The organism is Janthinobacterium sp. 35, from assembly GCF_002754575.1.
In the GTDB taxonomy this organism is placed as follows: Bacteria; Pseudomonadota; Gammaproteobacteria; order Burkholderiales; family Burkholderiaceae_D; genus Janthinobacterium; species Janthinobacterium tructae.
In genome coordinates, this window is sequence record NZ_PEFN01000001.1 from 5,600,734 (window position 1) to 5,624,931 (window position 24,198).

Annotated in this window: 22 protein-coding genes; 10 read left to right on the forward strand and 12 right to left on the reverse strand. The window is 64.3% G+C overall.

What is annotated here, in order from left to right:
• Positions 1-27: 27 nt before the first annotated feature.
• From CLU93_RS24930 to CLU93_RS24960, 7 genes are all read right to left on the reverse strand, one after another.
• Positions 28-906, reverse strand: coding sequence for a peptidase (locus CLU93_RS24930; protein ID WP_099763788.1), 879 nt, complete (start codon positions 904-906; stop codon positions 28-30).
• 89 nt (positions 907-995) lie between these two features.
• Positions 996-1,805, reverse strand: a complete 810-nt coding sequence (locus CLU93_RS24935) for a transglutaminase family protein (protein WP_099763789.1) — start codon at positions 1,803-1,805, stop codon at positions 996-998.
• A complete protein-coding gene (locus CLU93_RS24940; RefSeq protein WP_099763790.1) occupies positions 1,805-2,749 on the reverse strand; it encodes an alpha-E domain-containing protein in 945 nt (314 codons plus the stop codon). The genes CLU93_RS24935 and CLU93_RS24940 overlap by 1 nt, the downstream gene beginning before the upstream one ends.
• Positions 2,743-4,197, reverse strand: a complete 1,455-nt coding sequence (locus CLU93_RS24945; RefSeq protein ID WP_099763791.1) for a circularly permuted type 2 ATP-grasp protein — start codon at positions 4,195-4,197, stop codon at positions 2,743-2,745. The genes CLU93_RS24940 and CLU93_RS24945 overlap by 7 nt, the downstream gene beginning before the upstream one ends.
• A 128-nt stretch (positions 4,198-4,325) precedes the next feature.
• On the reverse strand, positions 4,326-5,483 hold the full coding sequence (locus CLU93_RS24950; RefSeq protein WP_099763792.1) for a sensor histidine kinase: 1,158 nt from the start codon (positions 5,481-5,483) through the stop codon (positions 4,326-4,328).
• Between the two features lie 68 nt (positions 5,484-5,551).
• Positions 5,552-6,433: a hypothetical protein gene (locus CLU93_RS24955; protein ID WP_143451808.1), complete on the reverse strand. Its 882-nt coding sequence runs from the start codon at positions 6,431-6,433 to the stop codon at positions 5,552-5,554.
• Between the two features lie 80 nt (positions 6,434-6,513).
• A complete protein-coding gene (locus tag CLU93_RS24960; RefSeq protein ID WP_099763794.1) occupies positions 6,514-8,712 on the reverse strand; it encodes a TonB-dependent receptor in 2,199 nt (732 codons plus the stop codon).
• Positions 8,713-8,945: 233 nt separating this feature from the next.
• Here CLU93_RS24960 and CLU93_RS24965 point away from each other — a divergent pair, with 233 nt between their 5' ends.
• From CLU93_RS24965 to CLU93_RS24975, 3 genes are all read left to right on the forward strand, one after another.
• Complete coding sequence (locus tag CLU93_RS24965) at positions 8,946-9,626, forward strand: hypothetical protein (RefSeq protein WP_143451809.1); 681 nt, start codon at positions 8,946-8,948, stop codon at positions 9,624-9,626.
• A gap of 353 nt (positions 9,627-9,979) precedes the next feature.
• Positions 9,980-10,933, forward strand: a complete 954-nt coding sequence (locus CLU93_RS24970) for a 2-hydroxyacid dehydrogenase (protein WP_099763796.1) — start codon at positions 9,980-9,982, stop codon at positions 10,931-10,933.
• A gap of 53 nt (positions 10,934-10,986) precedes the next feature.
• Positions 10,987-12,171, forward strand: coding sequence for a low temperature requirement protein A (locus CLU93_RS24975; protein ID WP_373629888.1), 1,185 nt, complete (start codon positions 10,987-10,989; stop codon positions 12,169-12,171).
• Between the two features lie 13 nt (positions 12,172-12,184).
• Here the strand turns inward: CLU93_RS24975 and CLU93_RS24980 are convergent, their stop codons facing one another.
• Positions 12,185-12,715, reverse strand: a complete 531-nt coding sequence (locus CLU93_RS24980; RefSeq protein ID WP_099763798.1) for a GNAT family N-acetyltransferase — start codon at positions 12,713-12,715, stop codon at positions 12,185-12,187.
• Between the two features lie 91 nt (positions 12,716-12,806).
• Here CLU93_RS24980 and CLU93_RS24985 point away from each other — a divergent pair, with 91 nt between their 5' ends.
• Positions 12,807-13,373, forward strand: coding sequence for a helix-turn-helix domain-containing protein (locus CLU93_RS24985; protein WP_099763799.1), 567 nt, complete (start codon positions 12,807-12,809; stop codon positions 13,371-13,373).
• 13 nt (positions 13,374-13,386) lie between these two features.
• On the opposite strand, the gene CLU93_RS24990 is transcribed toward CLU93_RS24985, so the two are convergent.
• Positions 13,387-14,280 carry a LysR family transcriptional regulator gene (locus tag CLU93_RS24990; RefSeq protein ID WP_257225087.1) on the reverse strand — a complete coding sequence of 298 codons (894 nt, stop codon included), beginning with the start codon at positions 14,278-14,280 and terminating at the stop codon, positions 13,387-13,389.
• 63 nt (positions 14,281-14,343) lie between these two features.
• Between CLU93_RS24990 and CLU93_RS24995 the strand changes: the two genes are divergently transcribed.
• From CLU93_RS24995 to CLU93_RS25005, 3 genes are all read left to right on the forward strand, one after another.
• Positions 14,344-15,849 (forward strand): MFS transporter, encoded by a 1,506-nt coding sequence (locus tag CLU93_RS24995; protein ID WP_099763800.1) that lies wholly within the window; start codon positions 14,344-14,346, stop codon positions 15,847-15,849.
• 92 nt (positions 15,850-15,941) lie between these two features.
• Positions 15,942-17,510, forward strand: a complete 1,569-nt coding sequence (locus tag CLU93_RS25000; protein ID WP_099763801.1) for an EAL domain-containing protein — start codon at positions 15,942-15,944, stop codon at positions 17,508-17,510.
• Positions 17,507-17,860: a hypothetical protein gene (locus tag CLU93_RS25005; protein WP_099763802.1), complete on the forward strand. Its 354-nt coding sequence runs from the start codon at positions 17,507-17,509 to the stop codon at positions 17,858-17,860. Before CLU93_RS25000 ends, CLU93_RS25005 begins: the two co-directional genes overlap by 4 nt.
• A gap of 3 nt (positions 17,861-17,863) precedes the next feature.
• On the opposite strand, the gene CLU93_RS25010 is transcribed toward CLU93_RS25005, so the two are convergent.
• The gene (locus CLU93_RS25010) at positions 17,864-19,216 is read right to left on the reverse strand and encodes a serine hydrolase (protein WP_180287935.1); all 1,353 of its coding nucleotides are present in this window, start codon (positions 19,214-19,216) and stop codon (positions 17,864-17,866) included.
• Between the two features lie 116 nt (positions 19,217-19,332).
• The gene (locus CLU93_RS25015; protein ID WP_099763804.1) at positions 19,333-20,265 is read right to left on the reverse strand and encodes a VirK/YbjX family protein; all 933 of its coding nucleotides are present in this window, start codon (positions 20,263-20,265) and stop codon (positions 19,333-19,335) included.
• Positions 20,266-20,454: 189 nt separating this feature from the next.
• Between CLU93_RS25015 and CLU93_RS25020 the strand changes: the two genes are divergently transcribed.
• A complete protein-coding gene (locus CLU93_RS25020; protein WP_099763805.1) occupies positions 20,455-21,063 on the forward strand; it encodes a hypothetical protein in 609 nt (202 codons plus the stop codon).
• Positions 21,064-21,130: 67 nt separating this feature from the next.
• A complete protein-coding gene (locus CLU93_RS25025) occupies positions 21,131-21,748 on the forward strand; it encodes a hypothetical protein (protein ID WP_099763806.1) in 618 nt (205 codons plus the stop codon).
• Positions 21,749-21,793: 45 nt separating this feature from the next.
• Here the strand turns inward: CLU93_RS25025 and CLU93_RS25030 are convergent, their stop codons facing one another.
• A complete protein-coding gene (locus CLU93_RS25030) occupies positions 21,794-22,816 on the reverse strand; it encodes a DNA-binding protein (RefSeq protein ID WP_257225088.1) in 1,023 nt (340 codons plus the stop codon).
• A 221-nt stretch (positions 22,817-23,037) separates the two neighbouring features.
• Between CLU93_RS25030 and CLU93_RS25035 the strand changes: the two genes are divergently transcribed.
• A complete protein-coding gene (locus tag CLU93_RS25035; RefSeq protein WP_099763808.1) occupies positions 23,038-24,066 on the forward strand; it encodes a tyrosine-type recombinase/integrase in 1,029 nt (342 codons plus the stop codon).
• Positions 24,067-24,198: the final 132 nt, after the last annotated feature.

Sequence of the window (24,198 nt, forward strand, 5' to 3'; positions counted from 1 at the left end):
CGCCTTGCGCAGCGGTGGCGTCACCGGTCAATGCTGCTTGTCGTCGCTGAACTGCTGCGCCAGCGATTGCAGGGGCGCCACGGTCAGGCCGCCACGGCTCACGTGCTCGGGGATGGCCACGCGTACGGGCTTGCTGTGCATGTTGGCGGACGACAGCACGTTCGTCGTGGTCTCGGGCGCCGCATTCCATACGGGATCGACGATGCCTTCGAACACATGTTTCAATTGCTCGCCCCAGGTGTCGCGGATCATGCGGAAATACTGGTTCTTTTCATCGATGGTGACGAAGCGCGTGACGGCCAGGCTACCCGTCTCGTAGACGAGCAGATCGAGCGGCAAGCCGACGGAAATGTTCGAGCGCAAGGTCGAATCCATGGAAATGAGGGCGCACTTGGCCGCCTCGTCCAGACGCGTGAACGGGTTGATGACGCGGTCGATGATGGGCTTGCCATATTTCGCTTCGCCGATCTGGAAATACGTGTTTTCATCGTGCGATTCGATGAAGTTGCCAGCAGAATATACCTGGAACAAGCGGCAGCGCTCGGCGCCTATCTGGCCGCCTAAAATGAAGCTGACATTGAAATCGATGCCGCACTCGGCCAGGGCCTTCGCTTCGCGCTGGTGCACGGTGCGCACGGCATCGCCCACGATGCGCGCCGCATCGTACATGCTGGCCACGTTCCAGATGCTGCGTCCATCCGCATCCACATGTTCGGAGACGATCTGGCGGATCGCTTGCGAGATCGACAGGTTGCCAGCCGTCATCAGCACCAGCATGCGGTCGCCCGGGTTTTCGAACACGCTCATCTTGCGGAAGGTGCCCACCTGGTCCACGCCGGCGTTGGTGCGGGAATCGGACAGGAAGACCAGGCCTTCGTTGAGGCGCATGCCTATGCAATAAGTCATCGTCGTAAATCAAGTCAAAGGGGGAAGCATTCTACACCAGCCGGGCCGTGCCACCTGCTGGCAAGGCCCGGCCAGCCTCATTCTTGCCACTACACGGGCACGATCTGCACATCGACTCGTAACGTTTCCGTGCCGCCACCCTGGCGCACGCCGCGCACGGGCGCCGCCGAATCGTAGTCGCGCCCGATGGCCAGGCGGCAATACGCGTCCGTCATCAGCCGCGCGTGGGTCACATCGATGCTGACCCAGCCCGCGAAATCCGGGTCCTCCGTCCAGGCGTCGACCCAGGCGTGACTGGCCGCATGGCCCGTCGTGCCCGGATCGATATAGCCGGAGACATAGCGCGCCGGGATGCCCCAGGCGTGGCAACAGGCCAAAAACAGGTGCGCGTGGTCCTGGCACACGCCGCGCCCCAGGGCCAGCGCGTCGCCAGCCGTCGTGGTGACCATGGTGGCGCCGCTTTCATACGCCACCTTGCCGACGATGTGCTCGGCCAGGCGCAGCAAGTGGCCCGTGCCTGCCGTGACGCGCTGGTCGGGCAGGCTGGCAGCCGCCAGTTCCAGAATAGCGGGGTTGGCCTGCGTCAGGGCCGTCGGCATGGTAAACAACAGCGGCGACAAGGTATCGATCAGGTTCAGGCGTCCCTTGTGCGGGTAAATGGTTTCCACCACGCCGTGCGCCACCAGACTCAGCGACTGGTGGCTGCCGTTGATCGTCAGCATGTGCGACAAATTGCCGTAGGCATCCGTGTAGGCGTGGCACTGGCCCGGCGTGGTGATTTGCCAGGACAGGGCGCGCTGCTGCGGCTCGATACGCGGCGTCAGGTGCAGCTGCTGGATGGTGTAGGCCAGCGGCGCACTGTAGGCGTAATGGGTTTCGTGGCGGATAGTGAGCTGCATCAGGCCGCCAAGGGAACGAGGAAGTCGCGGCTGACGCGGTTGCCCAGGTCGTTGATGTTTTCCAGAAACTCCGTCAGGGTCAGGTGCAAACCGGCCTTCATGATGTCGTCGATATGGCCGAATTTCAGCTCCGCATGCAGTTTCCCTGCAAACCTTTCCGTATCGGCCGACACGTCGTTGCGGATATGCTTGAGATTTTCCACCACGTCATCCATGCAGGCAAGTAAAGACCTGGGCATGTCGCCGCGCAGCATCAGCAACTGCGCCACCCGCGCCGGGGTGATCACGTCGCGGTAGACCTTGCGGTAGATCTCGAAGCCGGAAACCGAACGCAGCAGGGCTGCCCAGTAGTAAAAGTCGCGCTGGGTGATGTCTTTCGAGGTGTCGCGCGCGCCGTGGAACTTCACGTCGAGGATGCGCGCCGTGTTGTCGGCCCGCTCCAGGAAAGTACCCAGGCGAATGAAGTGGATCGCCTCGTCCTTGAGCATGGTGCCCAACGTGACGCCGCGCGACAGATGCGAGCGGTACTTGACCCATTCGAAGAAGGCGCTGGGGTCCGTTTCCAGCAGATTGCTGTTCAATCGCTTCTGCATGTCGAGCCAGGTGGCGTTCTGGATTTCCCACACTTCCGTCGTCAGGGTGCCCCGCACGGCGCGGGCGTTTTCGCGCGCGCCCGTCAGGCAGGCGAGGATGGACGACGGATTGTTCGGGTCGCGCACCATGAAGTCGAGCACGTCGCGCGTGTGGAAGCGGCCATATTTGTGGTCGTAGGCGCTTTGCAGCTCGGAAATACCCAGGGTGGCGCGCCAGCCCTGTTCCGCATCCTGCTCGGACTGCGGCAGCATGGACGTTTGCATGTTGACGTCGAGCATGCGCGCCGTGTTTTCCGCCCGCTCCGTGTAGCGGGCCATCCAGAACAAATGATCAGCGGTGCGGCTCAGCATGTTTTCTCTCCTGCAAAAGCGGATGTCTCTTCCAGTACCCAGGTATCCTTGGTGCCGCCCCCTTGCGAGGAATTGACCACCAGCGAGCCTTCCCCGAGCGCCACGCGGGTCAGGCCACCCGGCACCATGGAAATGGTCTTGCCGGACAGCACGAACGGGCGCAGATCGATGTGGCGCGGCGCGATGCCGGCGTCCACGTACGTGGGGCAGGCGGACAGCGCAAGGGTCGGCTGGGCGATGTAGCCGCCCGGATTGGCCAGCAGGCGCTGGCGGAAGTCCTCGATCTGCGCGGCGCTGGACGCCGGCCCCACCAGCATGCCGTAGCCGCCCGCGCCATGCACTTCCTTGACGACGAGCTTTGCCAGGTTCGCCAGCACGTAGGACAAATCGGCGCTCTTGCGGCACTGGTAGGTGGGCACGTTGTTCAATATCGGCTCCTGCGACAGATAAAACTTGATCATGTCGGGCACGAACGGGTAGATCGACTTGTCGTCGGCTACGCCCGTGCCGATGGCGTTCGCCAGCGTCACTCTTCCCGCGCGGTACACGGACAGCAGGCCAGGCACGCCCAGCGAGGAGTCCGAGCGGAAGGCCAGCGGATCGAGGAAATCGTCGTCCACGCGGCGATAAATGACATCGACGCGCTTGGGGCCGCGCGTGGTGCGCATGTAGACGGAATTGTCGTTGACAAACAGATCCTTGCCTTCGACCAGTTCCACGCCCATTTGCTGGGCCAGAAACGCATGCTCGAAGTAGGCCGAGTTATACATGCCGGGCGTCATGACGACCACCGTGGGGTCGTCCACGCCCATGGGCGCGACGGAGCGCAGGTTGTCGAGCAGCATGTCCGGGTAATGGTCGACGGGGGCGATGCGGTTGCGGGCGAACAGTTCCGGGAACAGCCGCATCATCATCTTGCGGTCTTCCAGCATGTAGGACACGCCCGAAGGCACCCTTAAGTTGTCTTCCAGCACATAAAACTCGCCCTGGCCCGCGCGCACGATATCGACACCCGCGATATGGGCGTAAATGTCGGAAGCGACGGAAATGCCCTGCATTTCCGGGCGGTATTGGGCATTCTTGTAGATTTGCTCGGCGGGAATGATGCCCGCCTTGATGATGTTTTGCTCATGATAAATATCATGGATGAACATATTCAAGGCTTGCACGCGCTGCACCAGGCCCGTCTGCATCTGCGCCCATTCGGCGGCGGGAATGATGCGCGGGATGGTGTCGAACGGAATCAGGCGTTCCGTGCCGGCATCGTCGCCATACACGGCGAAGGTGATGCCGACGCGGCGGAACGTCAGGTCGGCTTCGGCCCGCTTGCGGGCGATGGTCTCGGGCGATTGCTGCGCCAGCCAGTTGTCAAATTCACGATAGTGTTCACGTACCTTGCTGTCCGTACCCACCTCATCCGCAGTCATTTCATTGAAAAAATTTGCCATGTTGTGATTTCCCTTGAGCCGTGTCTATGTATAGCTCAGCAGGAAGCGTGCCAACAGCGCGGCTGCAGGAAGGTGTAAACATGAGCACTTTTGTGGCGTCACGCTGCCGTTCGCACCAATTCGGTGCGCTAGCTGTCACTCTTGGGAGCGCCGGCGGGCGGGACGAACGGACGGCAATCGACGGGGACGTCGAAGATGAAGCTGGTGCCCGTTTCGGGTGCGCTGTCGACGGCGATGCTGCCGCCGTGGCTTTCGGCCACGTTCTGCACGAAGGGCAGGCCGATGCCCCAGCCCGGCGCGGGGCTGTCGTTCTCGCGGCGCAGGTAGTCGAAGATGCGCTCGGCCTGTTCCGGCGCGATGGCGTGGCCGCCATTGTGGACGGTGAGGATCAGGCGTTCGTGCACGGCTTCCACGTGCACCTTGACGGGCGTGTCGTCACCGTACTTGATGGCATTGCTCAGCAGGTTTTCCAGCGCGCGCCGCAGCGAGTTCTCGCACCACCAGCCGGTGACGGCTTGCCCGCTGACCTGGCATTTTCCGGGCCGCTGCAGGTTGACCTGGCCGGCCACGGCGTGTACCAGCGGCAGGACGTCGAACTGGCTCAGCGCCAGCGGCAACTGCTGGCCCCGGTGGTAGCTGAGGCTATCGAGCAATTCCTCGATCATGCTGTCGAGCCGTTTGCTGTGCTCGGCAATCTTGTGCGCCAGCGAGACCACCCGTTCCGGGTCGGCTGGCCGCAGCAGCAACTGGGCGCTGGTGCTGATGACGGCCAGGGGATTGCGCATGTCGTGCGACAGGCCGGCCGCGATGCGGCGCCGGAAGCCTTCGTGCATGCTGGTAAATTCGCGTATCGATTCGCGGACGCCCACGTCGATCGAGGCGTTGATCACCTGCCAATCCTTGCGGCGCAGGGTGATGCCGGACGCATGCGCAACGGCGGCGAAGCAGTCGCGGAAGATCTGGTATTCCTGGATCACCTGTTCCGGCCCGTAATTGGTCATGCGCGCCCGTTCATTGCCATGCACGGCGGGGACGTTGCTATTGCTGGCGGCGTTTTCGCGCGGATGGCCCGGCGTCAGCGCTTCGGCCAGGTTATCGAAAAAGGCGGGCAGAGTATTGATGAGTATGGGCGTGAGCAACTGGTCGGCGCCGCGCACGCTGGCGCGCACGCGCTGTTCCCAGGCGCTGAGGACGGCATCACGCATGGCGAAGAGGCGCTGCGCGCGCTGCAGTGGACGGCGTGCGCTGGCCTGGCGATCCGCCTGATGATCCGTGGCAATATTCACCTGAACTCCCTGACAGGAATGGCTATGCTCGGAATAGTATGCGCCTAATCCGCCGCCAGGGAAACGCCTTATTGTCCAGTATCTGCCTGCTGCAGGGCCGCCTGCAGGCGGGAAAGCGAGGCTGACCAGTCGGGCAGCGAAAAGTTCTGGGGGTCATCATGACCGTTCGCAAAGCCCGTATCGAGCACGGCGTGGAAGGCAGGGATCAGCCACGTGCCCTTGCGCACGCTGGCGGCGAAGTACAGCAGGGCCAGCCGGTCGTATTGCGCGGGCGTAAAGCCCGGATCGGGCGCCAGCCCGTCGTTGCCCTTGCCGCCACCGGGCACGGAGCGGCGCGGCTGCACCAGCTCTACGTGCAGGAACAGGCCCGTCAGCGACGGCTTGTCCTTTTCCAGTTTGCTGGCGTAGCCGGGTGTGCCAAAGTCGCGCACCGACAATGAATCGCCGAGGCGGTTCACGTAGACATGGCCTTTCGGCCCGCCGCCCAGCGCCGGATTGCGCAAGGCAAAATCGTTGAAGTCCCAGCTGGCGTCGTTGATGTGGTCGGGAACGGTTCCTAACAAGAAATTCGGGTAGCTGGTGTCGTGGATGACGAAAAAGCGTGCCATGGGCGCCGTCAGCCGGCCCACGGCGCGCGACAATGGCGCATCGACGGCGCCGCCCACATCCGCTTCACTGATCGATTGCTGCGCCAGCCAGGCGCGCAGGCGGGCCGGGGCGATGCCCGTGCGCTGGCCGACATGACTGGCAAGGAAGTCCGGCAGCGACGCGCTGTCGCCCAGGCGCGCATACAGTTTCACAGGGCGCAGCAGACACGTGGCTTGCGCCCGCGCGTCGCCCTTGAAACCGCTTTTCCAGGCGGCGTAGGGGCAGGCGGCTTGCTTTTGGGCAAGGGCGGTGCCGGCGGTGGCGCAGAGCAACAGGGAGAGGAGGGCGGGGCGCAGTGTCATGCGCGCATTGTCGCCCAAGCACAAGCGATTGCACAGGGGCGCACGCGGCGCGGCGCCCCTGCCGGGCATGGAGTGACCGTTTAGAAGTCGACCGAGGCGGAGACGACGACGGTGCGTGGCGCGGCCAGCACCAGCGTGCCGATATTAAAGGACGACACGGCCGATGACCAGTAGTTGCGGTCCGTCACGTTGTCCACACGGGCGCGCAAGGTCACGTCATGCCCCGCCACTTGCGTCAGGTAGCGCGCGCCAATGTCGAGGCGCGTCCACGATGGCAGTTGCTTGCTGTTGGCCAGGTCCGCATATTGCGTCGAGGTGTAGATGCCGCGGGCGTTCAGGCTCAAGCCTGGCGCGCCGGGCACGTCCCATTCGCCGCCCACGCTCACCTGTGTTTCCGGCGCGCCGATGGGGCGCTTGCCATTGTTGGCGGCCACGTCGGTCTTGCTTTGCTGCGCATCGAGCCAGGTCAAGCCGCCCAGCAGGCGCACGCCCTGCATCGGCGTGCCGAAAATCGACAACTCCAGGCCTCGGTTGCGCTGCTCGCCAGCCAGTTCGGCGCGCTTGCCGACCACGGCCAGCAAGGGCTTGGCCGTAGTGAACAGGGCGGCGCTCATGCCCAGCTTGCCACCGTCATACTTGACGCCGATTTCCTTTTGCTTCGATTTGTACGGCGCAAACACCTCACCCATGTTCTCGACATTGAAGCGCTGGCCGTTTTCCACATACGTTCCCGTGGCCGCCGGTCCCTTGACCAGCGCCTCGATGTAGTTGGCGTACAGCGACACGTTCTTGCTGGTTTTGAAGACGATGCCTGCCACGGGCGTCGTGGCGCTCTCGTCATAGGCCTTGCCTTGCAGCACCGAGGTGTTGTAGTCGTAACCGGCATCCTTGATCTGCTGGCGGCGCAGGCCCACGGTCAGCAGCAACTTGTCGTCGAGGAAAGCCATGGTGTCGGCAAGGGCATAGCTGCTGAGGATGGTTTTCTGGGTGATGCGCGGGTCGCTCATGATGCCGCCTGCATAGGGGGTTGCCGGCGCGGCGACATTGACGGGCGCGTAAATATTGGTGGCAAACGCGTCGCCGATGGCATACGCGTTCTTCGCCTCATTCCAGTGACCGGACCAGCTGGCCACGAGGGTATGCTTGACGGCGCCCGTCACGAGCTTGCCGCGAATGCCCACTTCGCCCGTGCGGATTTCCTGCTTGCGCGCATTGTCGAAGCGCGACACCGTGGCGTCGCCATTGATCGAGGTCAATGACGGCTCGGCCAGGCTGTTGGCTTCCTTGGTCGAGCGGGAGCCAAATGCGGCCCAGGCCACCACGTCCTTGGCGACGTCCACCTCGGCGCGTGCCGTGCCGAACACATCGTGTTCCTTCGAATAGCTCCAGGGCTGGGCGAAGTTCTTCGAGGCATCGGGCGCGCCAGGGAGCACGGCCACGCTGCCAATGCCGACGGATGGACGGGGCGACGTCAGGTCGAAGTTCTGGTAGCCGGCATCGGCTGACAAACGATAGCCGCGGCCGCGATAGTCGAGGCCCACGGAAAACATGCCCACGTCGTGGCCTTCATGCTGGATGCCCGTCTCGCCCTGGCGCTTGGCGGCGTTCACGCGCACGCCGAATTCCTGGTTGTCGCCAAAGCGGCGCGCCACGTCGATGGCCGCGTAAGCATGGCCGCCTGATTCCACGCCCACCGTCAATTCCGTCAGCGGCGCATTGCCGGCGCGCTTGGGCATCAGGTTGATGGCGCCGCCGATGCCGCTGCCACCCGGCGCCGCGCCGTTCAGGAAGGCGCTGGCGCCACGAAACACTTCCACTCTTTCGAGCAATTCCGGCGATACATATTGACGGGGCAGGACGCCGTACAGGCCGTTATACGCCACATCATCGGAATCGAGGGCGAAGCCGCGGATCACATACACTTCCTGGAAATTGCCATAGCCGCGCGACATGCGCACGGCCGGATCGCTCTGCAGCAAGTCGCCCACGCTGCGCGCTTGCTGATCGGCAATGAATTGCTGCGTATAACTGGTGCTGCCGAATGGCGAGTCCATCATGTCCACGGCGCCGAGTATGCCCATGCGCCCGCCGCGCGCCACCTGGCCGCCCGCATACGCCTTCGACAAACCTTCCGCCGAGGCATCGGCGGAGGCGTGGACGAGCACCGTGGGCATGGTTTGCGCGTCGCCGGCCGGCGTGGTTTGGGCTTGGGCGGCGCTGCTGGCCAGCAGGAAGGCGGCCAGGGCGAAGGGGGTAGGGGCGAGGCGGAAGGTGCGCATGGTGTTGTTGGGATATTGATGAGAATGATTATCATTATATTCCAGCGTGGCGCAACGCGTGGGAAAGTGTGAGAATGTTGAAAAAAAGTCGCCATTCGTACAACACCTGGAGGGCCAAGGCACTGGAATCTGGCGGAAAAGGGCGCGCCAGACGATACCTTGTGGATTTATCAATGCTTGCCGTACAGTTTCGCTAGAATGGGCCATCGCGCCCGGCGCCCACAGGAAACCGCATGCCATTCCATCTACCGTCCGTCTCCATGCGCGTGCGCATACGGGACGGCCTGAGCCTGAAAGGCGCGGCCGTCGCGCTGATCCTGGCCATGCACGCGCTGGGCCTGTACTTCCTCTTGCTGCCGGCGCGGCAGCTCAAGCAATACACGGAAGTGGCTTTCATGACACTGCTGCCGTCCCGGCCGCCGCAGACGCCGCCGATGGCCTTGCCGCTGCCCATGCCGGCGCCCTTGCCGCGCGCGCGGGCCAGTGTGGTGCCTGCCATGCCGTCCGCCATCCTCGCACCGCCTGCGGTGGCAGCGGAAGCCATCACAGCTCCCACCGAGGATTTCCCTGACGCGCCGTCCACTGCGCCATCCACCGCCGACTTGCGCATGCGCGCCCGGCTGGCGGCAGGCGCCGCCGACAAGGCCCTGCGTAGCGAACTGAAACAAGACAAACCCTGGCTGGCCGCAGCCGACCTGAAGAGCGAAAGCAACTTCCAGAAGCTGGTCGCCTCCGCCTGGCGCGGCGGCCCCATCATCCGCGTGGAGGAATACCTGACGGCCGATGGCCGGCCCGCCACGCGCGTCGTCAGTGCCGGCGGCGCCACCTGCTATGGTCTGGATGCGAACCCGGGCGCAGGCGCCGACCCGTTCAAGACGGGCGGCAAGGTCAAACGCGTGCCTTGCCCGGGTTGAGGCGATCTGACAATCTTCGTGGCGGTGCCTGTCGGCTTACGCCCTGCGGGCTAAGCCGACCTATGCATGGCGTACGGGAGATACATACCAGGTCAAGATCGCGCGCCGGGCCGCGTTCTAGCTGCGTAGGTCAGATTAGCGCAGCGTAATCTGACAATCTTTGTGGCGGTGCTTGTCGGCTTGCGCCCGTTGGGCCAAGCCGACCTACGCATGATGCAAGGGTGATCCATGCCAGGCAAAAACCACGCCCCGGGCAGAGTTTTAGGGGTGCTAACAGGCGATGCCATCCCCCGCAGGGTCTCAAATATGCTAAGTTGCGTCTGCAAATCTTGCCGACACCGACCCGGACGCCCATGCCACCCGAACTCCTCATTCTCGCCCCCAGCCCCTCGGCTGCCGTCAACGCGCAGCTGGAGCGGCAATACGCCTGCCATCACGCCTGGCAAGTGCCGGCGGACGAGCGCCACGCATGGCTGGGCGAACGGGCACCCGGCATCCGCGCCGTCGTCACCACGGGCGCGCTGGGCTTGTGCGACACCGACATGGCCTTGTTGCCGCATCTGGAAATCATCGCCGTCAACGGCGTGGGCCTCGATGGCGTGGCGCTCGACCAGGCGCGCGCGCGGGGCATCGCCGTCACCACCACGCCGAACGTGCTGACGGATGACGTGGCCGACGTGGCGCTGGCCTTGCTGCTGGCCAGTGCGCGGCACATCGTGTCGCTCGACCGTTTCGTGCGCGACAGCGGCTGGGAGCGCCGCGAAGCGATCGCCCCAGCGTCCAGCCTGCGCGGCAAGACGGCCGGCATCTTCGGCTTCGGCCAGATCGGGCAAGCCATCGCGCTGCGCCTGGCCGCCTTCGGCGTCCACGTGCGCTATTTCCAGCCGCGCGCCATTGCCGGCACCAGCGTGCCACGCGCCGCATCCCTGCTGGCCCTGGCGCAGGAAAGCGATTACCTCTTTGTTTGCGCGCCGGGCACGCCGGCCACGCGCCAGAGCATCGACCGCAGCGTGCTCGACGCGCTCGGTCCGCAAGGCATCCTGATCAATATCGCCCGTGGCGCCCTGATCGATGAAGATGCCCTGATCGCCGCCTTGCAGGATGGCCATCTGGGCGCGGCCGCTCTCGACGTATTCGCCGACGAGCCGCGCGTACCGGCTGCCTTGCGCGCCTTGCCGAACGTCGTGCTGACGCCCCACGTGGGCAGCCTGACCGTGGAAACGCGCCATGCGATGGGGCAACTGGTGGTCGATAACCTGGCGGCGCACTTCGCCGGCTTGCCCTTGTTGACGCCAATCACATTATAAAAGTCGCCAGTTAAACGTTTTAATCAAGCTTGAATGAAAGAGTAGCCATGGAATTGAGAAAATCGCTGTTGCGCACGCGCGGCGGGCAGGACAGCGGCAAGGTGGGCATGATCGAGCTGTTCTTCGACCTGGTGTTCGTGTTCGCCGTCACGCAACTGTCGCATGGCTTGCTGGCGCATTTGAGCGCCATGGGCTGGCTACAGACGGGCTTGCTGCTGATGGCCGTCTGGTGGGTGTGGATTTTCACGTCGTGGATAACCAACTGGCTCGATCCCGAGCGCATTCCCGTGCGTATCAGCCTGTTTGCTCTGATGCTGGGCGGGCTGATCATGTCCGCCTCGATCCCCGAAGCGTTCGGCACACGGGGCCTGGGTTTTGCGGGCGCTTACGTGGCCATGCAAGTGGGCCGCCCCCTGTTCGCCTGGTGGGCCGTGCGCCATGAGGAGCTGGCACGCCGCCGCAATTTCCAGCGCATCGCGCTGTGGGCCGTGCTGTCCGGCATCTTCTGGATTGCCGGCGGCGTGGCGTCGCCCGAGCAGCGCCTCTTCTGGTGGGGCGCGGCCCTGCTGATCGACCTGGCCGGTCCATGGATGCAGTTCGGCCTGCCGGGCCTGGGCCGTTCCTCGACGGCCGACTGGGATGTCGATGGCGGTCACATGGCCGAACGCTGCGGCCTGTTCGTCATCATCGCCCTCGGTGAATCTCTGCTGGTGACGGGCGCCACGTTTGCCGGGCTGGAATGGACGCCCGGCAACTGGCTCGGTTTCCTGTCTGCACTGGTCGGCAGCATCGCCATGTGGTGGATCTATTTCGACACGGGCGCCGAGGCGGGCCACCACCGCATCGCCCATTCGAAGGACCCGGGCCGCATCGCCCGCAAGGCTTACACGTATATCCACGTGCTGATCGTGGGCGGCGTGATCGTTTCCGCCGTGGCCGACGAGCTGGCCCTCGTGCATCCGGATGAAGCAAGTTTTGCCGGCATCAGCGCCATGCTGGGCGGCCCGATCCTGTATTTGCTCGGCAATGCGCTATTCAAATGGGTCAGCAATGACCGCGCCACGCCGCCGCTGTCGCATTTGCTGGGCATCCTGATCATTCTGGCACTGATCCCGATGGCCTACGGTCGCCTGTATTCACCGTTGACCCTGGCCTGCATCACCAGCTGCGTGCTGGTTCTGGTAGCCGTGTGGGAACATATGGCGCTGCGCCGGCCACCACCGGAGATCGATCCTTGACGGCTGCCTGACCTTAGCCGGGCGGCGCAATGCCGTCCGGATCGCTGCGCGTGTCGAGCTGCAGCTGCAAAAACGCCAGGTCCAGCCAGGCGCCGAACTTGGTGCCGACTTGCCGCATCAAGCCCACTTCCGCAAAGCCCAGCTGCTTGTGCAGGGCGATCGAGCCGGCATTGCCCGCTTCGATGCCCGCCACCATCACATGCTTGCCCAGGCCGCGCGCGCGCGCAATCAATTCCCCCATCAAGGCCTTGCCGACGCCGGCGCCACGGCGATCGGCGCGCACATACACGGAATGCTCGACCGTATGGCGGAAACCCTCGAACGGGCGCCAGTCGCCGAACGAGGCGTAGCCGGCGACAGTTCCTTGCGCATCGATGGCGACCAGCACCGGATAGCCGGCCCGCTGGCGGTCGGCCAGCCAGGCGGCGCGGTTGGCCGCATCGACCGTCCGTTCATTCCAGATGGCCAGGGTATTGCTGACGGCATCGTTGTAGATGGCCGTGATGGCGTCGATGTCGCCCGCATGGGCGTCGCGTATGTGCATGTTGTTCTCCTTGCTGGTCGTCTACTATAATAGACAAATCATAGATTGCCGCCCACGCCTTGTCCAATAGAATCCGAATGGAAGCTAATATATGTCCACTAAACCAGACGAATTGAACCAGCGCATCGGCGCCAGGGTGCGCCTCGAGCGGGAAAACCTGGGCTGGTCGCTGACTGAGCTGGCGGCCCGTTCGGGCGTGTCGCGCGCGATGGTGCACAAGGTGGAACGCGGCGATTGCAGCCCCACGGCCACCTTGCTGGCGCGGCTGTCGGGCGCTTTCGGCCTGAGCATGTCCGAACTGATCGCCCGCGCCGAGATGCGCGCAGGGCGCTTGCTGCGCAAGCTTGAGCAGCCCGTGTGGGTCGACCCGCAGAGCGGCTATGTGCGGCGCCACGTGTCGCCCGCGTCCGACATGCCGCTCGACCTCGTGCATATCAGCTTGCCACCCGGCGCCGTGGTGGCCATGCCGGCCGCCGCCTATGTGGCGCGGCGCCAGCTGATCTGGTCGCTCAGCGGCAGCCTCGTCTTCATCGAAGGCGATACGCGCCACGTGCTGGATGAGGGCGACTGCCTGGAGCTGGGGCCGCCCACGGACTGCGTGTTCAGGAATGAAACGGCCGCCGCTTGCACCTACGCCGTGGCCGTATTGAAGAACTGAGGCTACGCCAGCGTTACAGCGCTACAGCGCGCAGCTGGGCGATGAAGGCGCGCGCGGCGGGCGCCTGTTCGTGGCGGCGGAAGGCCACGGCGATTTCCGAGCTGATCTGCGGCGCTGCCAGCTCGCGAAATACCACGCCGGGCAATTGCACGCTGGCCATCACGGAGTGGGGCACGATGGCGCAGCCCACGCCCAGCGACACTTCCGTCAGCACGGCCACCAGGCTGCCCGGGCGCGACACCACCTGCGCCGCAAAGCCGCCGCGCCGGCTCACTTCCAATGTCCCCAATTCCTGTTCCGGCACGATGAAGGCCTGCTGCGCCAGCGCGGCCGGTTCCGCCAGGTCCAGGCGGGCGAGCGGGCTGTCGGCCTGCACGGCCAGCACGAAGCGGTCGCGCAGCAACACCACCATGTCGATGCCGTCCGGCAAGTGCAGGGGCGGGCGCACGAAGGCCAGGTCGACGCGGCCCTGGTCCAGCAAACCGGGCAGGGCATCCATCGCGTATTCGCGCGCACCGATGTGAATGCCCGGGTGGCTGGCGCGAAAGCGGGCAAACTGGCTTTGCAGCACGCCTGAGTAGGCGGCCGAGGCCACGTAGCCGATTTCCAGCCGTCCCAGCTCGCCCCGTCCCGCCCGCCGCGCCACATCCTGCGCCTGCGCCAGCTGGTCCAGCGCGCGCGCCGCCTCGATGACGAACAATTTCCCGGCCGCCGTCAGGGACACGGCGCGCTTGCTGCGCTGGAACAGCCGCGTACCCAGCAACTGCTCCGTTTCCTGCACCTGCTTGGTCAGCGCGGGCGGCGAAATGCCCAGTTCCGCAGCGGCCCGCGCGAAGTGCAGGCTGTGCGCCACGGCCAGCACGCAGCGGAAATGCCGCAATTCCATGTCTTTGTCTGTATTCACCATCGGTGAATTATAAGGCGCTTGCCTTATAACAGAAAATAATACCAGCCTGCTTAAAATACAGGCATGAAAAATACCAACTGGACCTTATATACGTGCTCGGGCGTGTGCGCGCTGATCATGCTCGACACCAACGTCGTGGCCGTCTCGCTGCCCTCGATCGCCCGCTCGCTCAACGCCAGCTTCGTCGACGTGGAATGGGTGGTCAGCGCCTACATGCTCGCGTTCGCCTCGTTCCTCTTGCCGGCAGGCAGCATCGCCGACCGCCTGGGCCGGCGCAAGGTCATGCTGTATGGCCTGGCCGTGTTCGCGCTGGCCTCCCTGCTGTGCGGTCTGGCGTGGACGCCGTTCGTGCTCAACATGGCGCGCGCCATCAAGGGCCTCGGCGCGGCGCTGCTGCTGACGTCCGCGCTGGCCGTCATCGGCCACACGTTTCACGCGGAAAAGGAGCGGGCGCGCGCCTGGTCCGTGTGGGGCGCGGCCATGGGAGTGGCCATGACGGTGGCACCGCTGCTGGGCGGCCTGATCACGAGCGCCATCAACTGGCGCTGGATTTTCTACCTGAACCTGCCCGTCGTCGCGATCCTGATGCTGCTGGTACGCAAGCACGTGGATGAATCGAAAGATGCCTCCAACGCCAGTTTTGATCCATTCGGCGCGGCATTATTCTCCGCCGGCCTGTTCTGCATCATCTGGGGCTTGATCGACGCCAGCGTGGCGGGTTGGTCCAGTCACGCCACCATGCTGCGCTTTGCGGCCGGCGCGGCGCTGCTGCTGGTGTTCGTGCTGGTGGAACGGCGCCAGCGCGCACCGATGGTCGATCTGTCGCTGTTTGGCCGGCGCGTGTTCGTCGGCGCCGTGCTGGGCATGTTCGGCTACGCCATCGCCGCGCAGGTGATGATGACGTTTTTGCCGCTGTACCTGCAGAACGCCTTCGGCTTTTCCGCCGTGCTGGCCGGTTGCGCCATGCTGCCGTTTGCCGTCGCCATGGTGCTGCTGTCGCGCCTGGCACCGCGCGCCATGCGGGTTCTGGATGACCGCGGCATCCTGGTGACGGGCTTGCTGATCGTCGCCGTGGGTAACGTTGCCACGGCGCTCTCCGCCGCCAGCCTGCAGTATGGCTGGGTGGCGGCCGGCATGATCGTCACGGGGGCGGGCGCGGGATTGCTCAATGGCACGACGCAAAAGGCCATCCTCGCCTGCATTCCCCGCGAGCGCACGGGCATGGGTTCGGGCATCAGCACCACCACGCGCTTTGTCGGCATCGTGCTGGCCGTGGGCGCGCTGGGCGCCGTGCTGGCCATGCGCACGGCGGACTCGTTCGACAAGCTGGCGTGGTTGCATGGCTTGAAGGCCTCGCCCGAGATGATCGGGCGCATCGTCGCCGGCAACGCGGCCGAGGCCTTTAGTCAGCTGCCGCCCGCCATGCAGGCCGTGGCGCAGGAAGCGGCGCGTCACGCCTTCATCGACGGCTTTGCCAGCGTGCTGTACCTGGCTGGCGGCCTGGCGGCCGTGGTGGCGGCGCTGGTGTTCGTGCTGGCCAGGCCCGTGCAACAAGCGGAAAAAGTGTAACTGTTCAGCAATATTCAAGTACACGGCCTGTGCTTGTAATATGATGCCATCGAGCAATACATGGCATTCATATAACTACCGCAGGTAATCATATGCGCAGAAAACGCATCATCGTCACGAGCGTGCTGGTCGCCGTCATCGGCGTGGCAGCTCCCCTGAGTCTGGCTTTTTACCTGTCGTCCGTGCGCGCAGAGCAGGGCGAGCAGGAACGCCTGCGCCTGCTGGCCGGCTACGCGCTCGAGCGCGCCCACCGTTCCATCGCCTCGGCCAGCGTCGCCCTGCGCAGTGCCGATGCGCTGGACCTGGCGCCGTGCTCGGAAGCGCATATCCAGCAGCTGCGCCGCATCACCATGACCACACGCAGCATCGACGATATCGGGTATGTGGAAAACGGCTTGCTCAAATGCACGTCGACAGGTATCGAGGCAGGGCGCATCGCCATCACGCCCGCCGACTTCACCCTGGCCAACGGCATGGGCCTCGATTTCAACCTGCGCCCCATCGTCAGCGGCGGCAAGCGCATGGTGGGGCTGAGTTACCGCGCCTATCAGGTGCTGATCGATCCCGAGCGCTTTTCCGACGTCATCGTCGACAGCGATATCCAGATGGCCGTGGCCATCGGCAAGGGAGCCGTACTCGACACCTTGCACCATCCCGACGCTGCGCAGGTGCAAGCCTTGCTTGCCGGCACGGGGGCGAAAGACAAGCTGGCGCACGAGGACAGCATCCATGCGTTGCTGTACCGCGATGGCTTGACGGCCGTCATGATCGAGCCGCGCAGCAAGCTGAACGACAGGCTGCGGCGCGAACAGTTGCTGCTCCTGCCCATGGGCCTGCTGATGGCCGCCTTTATTGTCGGCATCGTCATCTGGCTGTCGCGCCGCCGCCTGTCGCTGCGCGGCGAACTGGAAACGGCGGTCGAGCGGCGCGAATTCTTTGTCCATTATCAACCCATCATCGCGCTCGATACGGGCGTGTGCGTGGGCGCCGAGGCGCTGATACGCTGGCGCCGTCCCGATGGCAGCATGATACGGCCCGACCTGTTCATCCCCGTCGCCGAGGAAAGCGACCTCATCTTGCCCATCACCGACCAGGTGATCGCTTGCGTCATCGCCGACATGCGCGCCGCGCTGCTGGCCGACCGCAAACTGCATATCGCCATCAACCTGTGCGCCAGCGATATCGAGACGGGCCGGGTGCTCGACGTGCTGGAACGCGCCCTGGACGGCACGTGCATCGAGGCGCAGCAGATCTGGCTGGAAGCGACGGAACGGGGCTTCATCAACGTGGAAGCGGCGCGCGCCACCATCGACAAGGCCAGGGCGCGCGGCCACGCGGTGGCCATCGACGACTTTGGCACGGGATACTCCAGCCTGTCGAGCCTGCAAAACCTGCCGCTCGACGCCCTGAAAATCGACAAATCCTTCGTCGACACCATCGGCACGGACGCCGCCACCAGCAGCGTCACGCCGCACATCATCGACATGGCGCGCACCCTGAACATGCTGATCGTGGCCGAAGGCATCGAAACGCAACAGCAAGCCGACTATTTGCGCGAACGTAAAGTGGAGTTCGGGCAAGGCTGGCTGTTTGCCAAAGCGCTGCCTGCCGCAGAGTTCCTCACCTTTTACGGGAAGCGCCGCGCGCCTTCGCCCCCATGAAACAGCCGCGCTTTCTCTATCCCTTGCAAGCGCTGCGCGTACCGGGCGGCTGGCACATCACCGTCAATACCCTGTTCGAGGTGGAACCGGGGCCGGACACCATGCAATGGTTCAGCAGCGCGCTGCTGCTGTGGGGCCATAGCCGCGACACGGGCTACTGCTTCAATTCGCACTTCGAGCCGGAAGACGATCCGCAAGGGGAATTCGTGCTGGAGATGGGCAAGGTGGAATACGACCGCCACGGCAAGATCGTCCGGGGCAGCGACGCCTTCCTGGGCGAATTTCGCACGCGCAGCAAGGCGGCGTTTGTCGAGCGGGTCGAACAATTCATGCAAGACCCGGCAGCTTGATTTTTACGGTTTGCGCGGCAAGACCACGTCCTGCCCGCCTTGCGTGAGCACGGCGCTGACTATTTTGCCCGCCGCATCGCGCGTAAAAGCCAGTTCCGCCTCGATGGCGCGGAAGAAGAATTGGTCTTTCGCGCTGGCAAACAGGGGCGCCGAACCGACACCGGTGCCGGCCGCTTCCAGGCCGTTCTTGCCCAAGGTCACCGTCAACGTGAATTCCTCGCCCAACGGATACTCGCCCACGTACTCGGTCAGCGCGGCACGCGGCAGCGCGATGGCGGCTTGCGGTTTTTTCAGCGGCGGCAACGGTGTGCCTGGCAGCAAGGCGGACAAGCCCAGCGCATCGACATCGCGCGCCGTGTTCGTCAGCACCACCACGCCACGCTTGCCGTCCGTGGTGAACGCCGCATAGCTGGCGTAGCCGCCCGTCTGGCCGCTGTGCCAGGCGTAGCTTTGTCCCTGTTGCTGCTCCAGCAGCCAGGCCAGGCCGATCTTCGTGTCGCCGTCGGCCGCCAGCGGACGCTGCGGCTGGATCGCCAGCGCATACGGGCGCAGCGGCTTGAACATATACGCTTGCAGGTAGGCAACCATGTCGCGCGCGCTTGAATACACGCCGCCGGCAGGCGCCACCACGTTCAGCTGCCAGGCCGGTGTCGGCTCGCCCGACAGCAAATGGCCGGGCGCCAGGCGCGCCAGCATGCCGTGGCTGGGCGTGTTCGAAGTCGAGCGCATGCCGAGCGGCACGGCGATGCGCTTTTGCAGCAGCGCTTCATAACTGCTGCCGGCCTGCGCCGCCAGGGCCGTGCCCAGCACGGCATAGCCGATGTTCGAATAGTCAAATGCCGTGCCTGGCGCATGCGGCAGGCGGTAGGCGGCGAGAAACTGCCGCTGTTTGGCTTGCGTGTAATCGGCATACGGATTGGCCGGGTCTTTCGGCGCGAAGTTGTCCGGCAGGCGCGGCAGCGAAGAATAGTGTGTGGCCAGGTCGAGCAGGCTGATCGTCTTGCCGTCGAAGGCGGGCAGCGTATAGCCTGGCAATAATGTCGCCACCGGTTCGTCGAGTGTGACCTTGTTCTCGGCGACGGCGTCGGCCAGCAGCAAGGCCGTCATGGTCTTGGTGATGGAGCCGATCTGGTAGACGGTATCGGCACCCGGTTTGATGTGCTTGCCAGCCTGCACGCTGCCAAAGCCGTACACGGCGCTGTGCTTGCCATCGAGTACGGCAATGACGATGCTGGCATGCATGCCCGTGCGCGTGAGTTCCTCGGCGCGCTGGCGCACGGCATCGTCGAGGATGGGCGCGGCCAGGGCGGCGCTACCGAGCAGGCAAAGGGGGAGGAGGGAGAAAGTGGGTGTCATGGGAAACCTTGTCCAGGGTGGGCCGAATGCACGCCGGCGCCTGGATAAGGTGGCTGGCGTGCATGCCGAGCATAGGCCGATTACATGAAGGTTGCCTGAGTTTTCTGTCATTCTTGCTACATTGAAAAGTTACTCGCCGCAGGCGTTTCCAGCAAATGCGCCAGCTGCCCGCGCATGTCGGCGGCCATGCTGAGCAGCAATTCGCCACGCCGGCGCACATCGGCGCGTTTCTTCGATGGCACCTCGGCCAAGTCCGGCACCCGGTAGGGCGCGCAAGGCAAGTGATAATTACCGTCGCGCATGCGCAGGGCGTGCAGTTCCTGCCACACATGGTCGTAGTCGGCGGCGATATGGCGGCGCCTGCGCGCATTCAGGGCGATGCGGTTGTCATTGCAGACCAAGAACAGGTTGGTGCAGGCAAAAAAATCACCGAAGTCGCGCAAGGCCGCCACCATCAGGTTTTTCGGACGGCAACCGTGCAGCGCCCGCGTGGCTTCCTTGACGGCCAGCTTGCCCGCCTCCGAGCGCAAGCCTTGCAGCGCGCCCAGTTGCAAGGAGACGCCGTCGGCGCGCGGCAGGAACAAAAAACTGGCCAGGTACAGGGGCTGGCTGTCGCGCGTCAGGCGCAGGCACAGTTCGCCCTCGCGGTAGCTGTCGTAGATGGCCGTCAGTTGCAAACGGTACAGTGCCCCATCCTTGCCTTCGAACGCGGCCAGCACGACGGACTGGCGCGCGGCGCGCTCGACCAGCGCGCGCGCGCCGGCCTGCCACAGGAAGCGGTAGTGCCCTTCCAGCAAGGCCAGGCGATCCGCGCAACCGAGCTGGCGCGAAGCATAAGGCCGGTAAATCTTGAAGCGCAGGCAGGGATGCAGCTGCGCCAGCGAGCTCAAGCCCGGCATGCTGCCCAGGAAAGCTTGCCAGCGCGTGCGCTGGCGGGGAAAGAAGAGGGCGCCCAGCGCCGCTTTCAGGCGGTGTCCGCTGGCGCGCTGCGGTAGCACTGCGGGCAGCACGGCGGCGCCGTGGCGCAAGCTTAAAGCGATGTCATTCATGGTTCTGCCTGAAAAGGGCAGGCGCTGCACAATGAGAGCCTTGCCAATTTGAATGCTACGCAGGCAAGGTGAATTTCATATTAAGAAGCTAGCCCCACGGGCGTTTAGAGGATGGCAACTAAACATTTGCTTTCTAGTAATACGGACGGTTATGCTCGCCGTACATTAATTCGATGACTGGTATCGCCCATGAAGCACCGCCATTTGCTTGCCATCCCCGCACTGCTCGCCGCACTCGTCGCCCAGGCGCAAGACCGTACGGCCGATCCTTTGGGGCCCTTGGCGCAATGCATCAACCGCAGCGAATTCCAGTTCCGGCAGCAAGACCGCTTGCCCGCGCACGTGACGACGCGCAGCGTCAAGCTGGCAACGGGAGAAGGCCGGGTATCGGTGGCCGACGGCTATCGGCTGATGTTGTTCCACAAGGGCAGCTTGCCGTTCGTGAATCTGAAAATCGAACGCAGCGCCGACGGCCGGTTTGCCGCCGACCACGACACCATCCTGGCACAAATGCAGCAGATGTCGGCCAACAGCAAGCCGCCCCAGCTGGTGCCGCTGGAGACGGACACGCGCCAGGGCGTGGAAGTGCTAGCATTGAACAACCCCTATATCACGCGATCGTCCGGCGTGATCAGTCTATACACCTTGCTGCATGCCGCCAGCGGGACGGTCGCCACCGCCTACCTGCTCAATCAGCCAGCGGACAAACGGGAATTCGCGACGGATGCGCAGTACCAGGCCTTGCGCGACCAGTTTATTGCTGCGCTGGCCAGTTGCATGGCCGATCCAGCGCTGTAAGGCAGGCGGCAGGAACAGAGATATCAGCCATGAAAAAAGCTGTACCGGGCACTCTCGATACCGCAGCATGCAAGGCGCTGATCCGCGCCGCCGTGACGGCAAATACAGCACGGAAACCAAAGCGGACGAACACTTGAGACATTATCTGTATATCTGGCACGACCCGGTGGCGCGCATGATTGTCGCTTCCGGCATCGAATTGAAGGATGTGATCCCCGCGCTCCAGGAGGCGGACGGCATCGTGCTGCGCAAGGGCAGCGCCGGCACGGCCAGGAAACCTGCCGCCTGCCAGACGGTGGCGCGGCAGCAACTGGCGGCCCTGGCCCAGGAAGACCTGTACGCCTGCGGCAGCCATGCCTGGGCCGATTACCGGGGCGCGCCGCCGGTCCCCGGCGATGCGGACCTGGCCGCGCTGCTCGGCCACCGTGGCGCGCTGACGCAGCTGCCGGCCTTGCGCGGCCGCTTTCTTGCCTTTGCCCACGACGACGGCTGGTATCTGAAGCTGTTGTATACGGCATGGGACGACGTGGCGGCCTTGCTCGCCGGCGCCATCGCGCCAGCACTGGGCACGCTCGACATGAATGCACTGCAAAGGGGAGGTGATGGCTACTGGCTGCAAGACGGCGTGGTCAACCTTGAACTGACCACCCACGACATCGACAGCGTGCTGAATCGCCGCCTGTAGCCCGTCCTCAGGCCATCATATCAACCCCGGAGCATGTAGACGGGTTCAAAAATCGCGTTTCTCCTGGCTATCCATGAGCAGGGCCAGCCTGGCCGCCATGCCGGCATGGTCGCGCAACAAGCCATCGCGCTCCTGCGCCAATGCTCCCATTTTCTGTTGCGCTATTTGCCCATGTTCCGCCAGCATGTCGAGCTGGCGGTCTTGCGCGGCCAGCGCCACCTTGGCGTCGTTCAGCGCCAGCAGGGCCGTATCGAGCTTGGCCAGGAGGGCGTCGGCGGCCGCGGCCGCCTGCAGATACTGAAATTCGAACTGGTCGCGCTCGGGGCGCACGGTGGCCAGCGCTGCGCGGTCGGCGGCCGCTTCGCTGGATAAGCGTGTTTGCTCCGCCTGCAGCTGCGCCAGGCGCATGTCTTGCTGAACCAAAGTCGCTTGCTGGCCTTGCAGGCGCTGCTGCAACTGGGCGTTGTCCTGTTCCAGCCGGCTGATCCGTTGCTGCGCCAGCGCGCGTTCTTCGCTGCGCTGCGTGGCCGCCGCTTCCTGGTAATGGTCGAACTGCGAACGCACCTGGGCCAGCTGGCGGTTCAGGGCGGCGATTTCCTCGCCCCGGTCGGCCAGACGCTGCGTCAGGCCCGCGTTGTCGCTGTGCAAGGTGGCCAGGGTGACGGCGCGAAAATGATGTTCTTCCTTCAGTTGTGCCAGCGCGTGCTGGGTGGCGCGCAATTCCTGGGTGAGAGCGGCGCGCGCCTCCGTCAGCTTCAGGCGTTCGTTTTCCGTCTTCTTCAGCTTGTCCAGCGCCGCATCGAGTTCGGCGCGATTCTGCTGCATGCCCGTTTCCAGCTGCTGCGCCACATCGCGCTGCTGCTTGTCATACACGCCGCGCATCGCTTCCATCAGCTCGGCCGGCAAGCCGCCCTCCGTTTTCACGGCGCCCGCACCCTGAAATTCTTCCTTCCAGCGTTTTAACAGAGGAGCGATGGTGCTCTTGCTGCCCGTGCTACCCAGCGCTTCGCGCACGCTGTCGACCGTGGGGTTGCGTCCATCGGCTGCGACGATTTGGGCTGCTTTCATAACATCAGAGTACAGAATGCCGGTGCGGGCCATGAAACCACCTATGAGCGAAATTTAGTAACGTATTACATGATACGTAATATCAAATAATATTACGATATAAATTTTAATAATTTTTGAAAAATATAAGTCGCGATAAGATCGCTTATCGCGTGTTATGGGGGTGTTTGGCATGGTATTCTGCGTGTCTCCCAGTACAAAACCGCGATTTCGCCACCGCCATGCCCGATTTGCCCCTCCAGAAACGCCGTGTTGGCGTGCTAAAAGTGCCGAAAAACGCCGCCATCGCCGCTGCGCCATTACACGGCGCCCTGATCGATGCCGAGCTGGCCGCGCGCCACCAGGCGTTTCTCGCCGCCGCCACGTCGGACAACACGCGCCGCACCTACCGTTCCGCCATCCGCCACTTTCAGGCCTGGGGCGGGGCGCTGCCCGCCGACGAGTCGAGCGTCATCCGCTACCTGCTGGCGTATGCGGACAGCCTGAACGCGCGCACCCTGGCGCTGCGCCTGACGGCCCTGTCGCAATGGCATGTGTACCAGGGCTTTGCCGATCCCGCGTCCACGCCCACCGTGCGCAAGACCCTGGCCGGCATCGCCCGCCTGCACGGCAAGCCGAAAAAGAAGGCCAAGGCGCTGCCATTGGAGGACCTGGAGTTGATCGTGTCCAGGCTGGCCGCGCTGGGCAGCGTCAAGGCCTTGCGCGACAGCGCCTTGCTGCAACTGGGATTTTTTGGCGGTTTCCGCCGCAGCGAACTGGCGGGATTGATGCTGGAAGACGTGAGCTGGGAGCCGCAGGGCATGGTGATCACCTTGCCCCGCTCGAAAACGGACCAACTGGGGGAGGGTATCGTCAAGGCGATCCCGTTCGGCGACGGCGTCTGCTGTCCGGCAACAGCCCTGCGCGCATGGCTCACCGTGGCGCATATCCGCACGGGGCCGCTCTTGCGTACCGTGAATCAGTGGGGCCATGTGGGAGCGAAGGGATTGCACGCCAGCAGCATCAACACGATCTTGGCAAGCTGCGCCAGGCTGGCGGCGCTCGATTACGTGCCGGAATTGTCGAGCCACAGCCTGCGCCGCGGCATGGCCACCAGCGCCCACCGCGCGGGCGCCGATTTCCAGGCCATCAAGCGCCAGGGTGGATGGCGCCACGACGGCACCGTGCATGGTTATATAGAAGAGGCGGGGCGCTTCGAGGAAAATGCGGCGGGGAGTTTATTGAAGGCGAAGAAAAAGACGGCGGGCTGAGGCGACCGACAGCGCTTTGCCGGCATCAGTCTGGCGGCGAACAGGATGGACACCTAATGCTCGCACCATGGCTTAGTATGTCTTTTTTCGCCCCAAGCTGGACAGTAAATTGGTCCAACTTGCCTGGGTTCG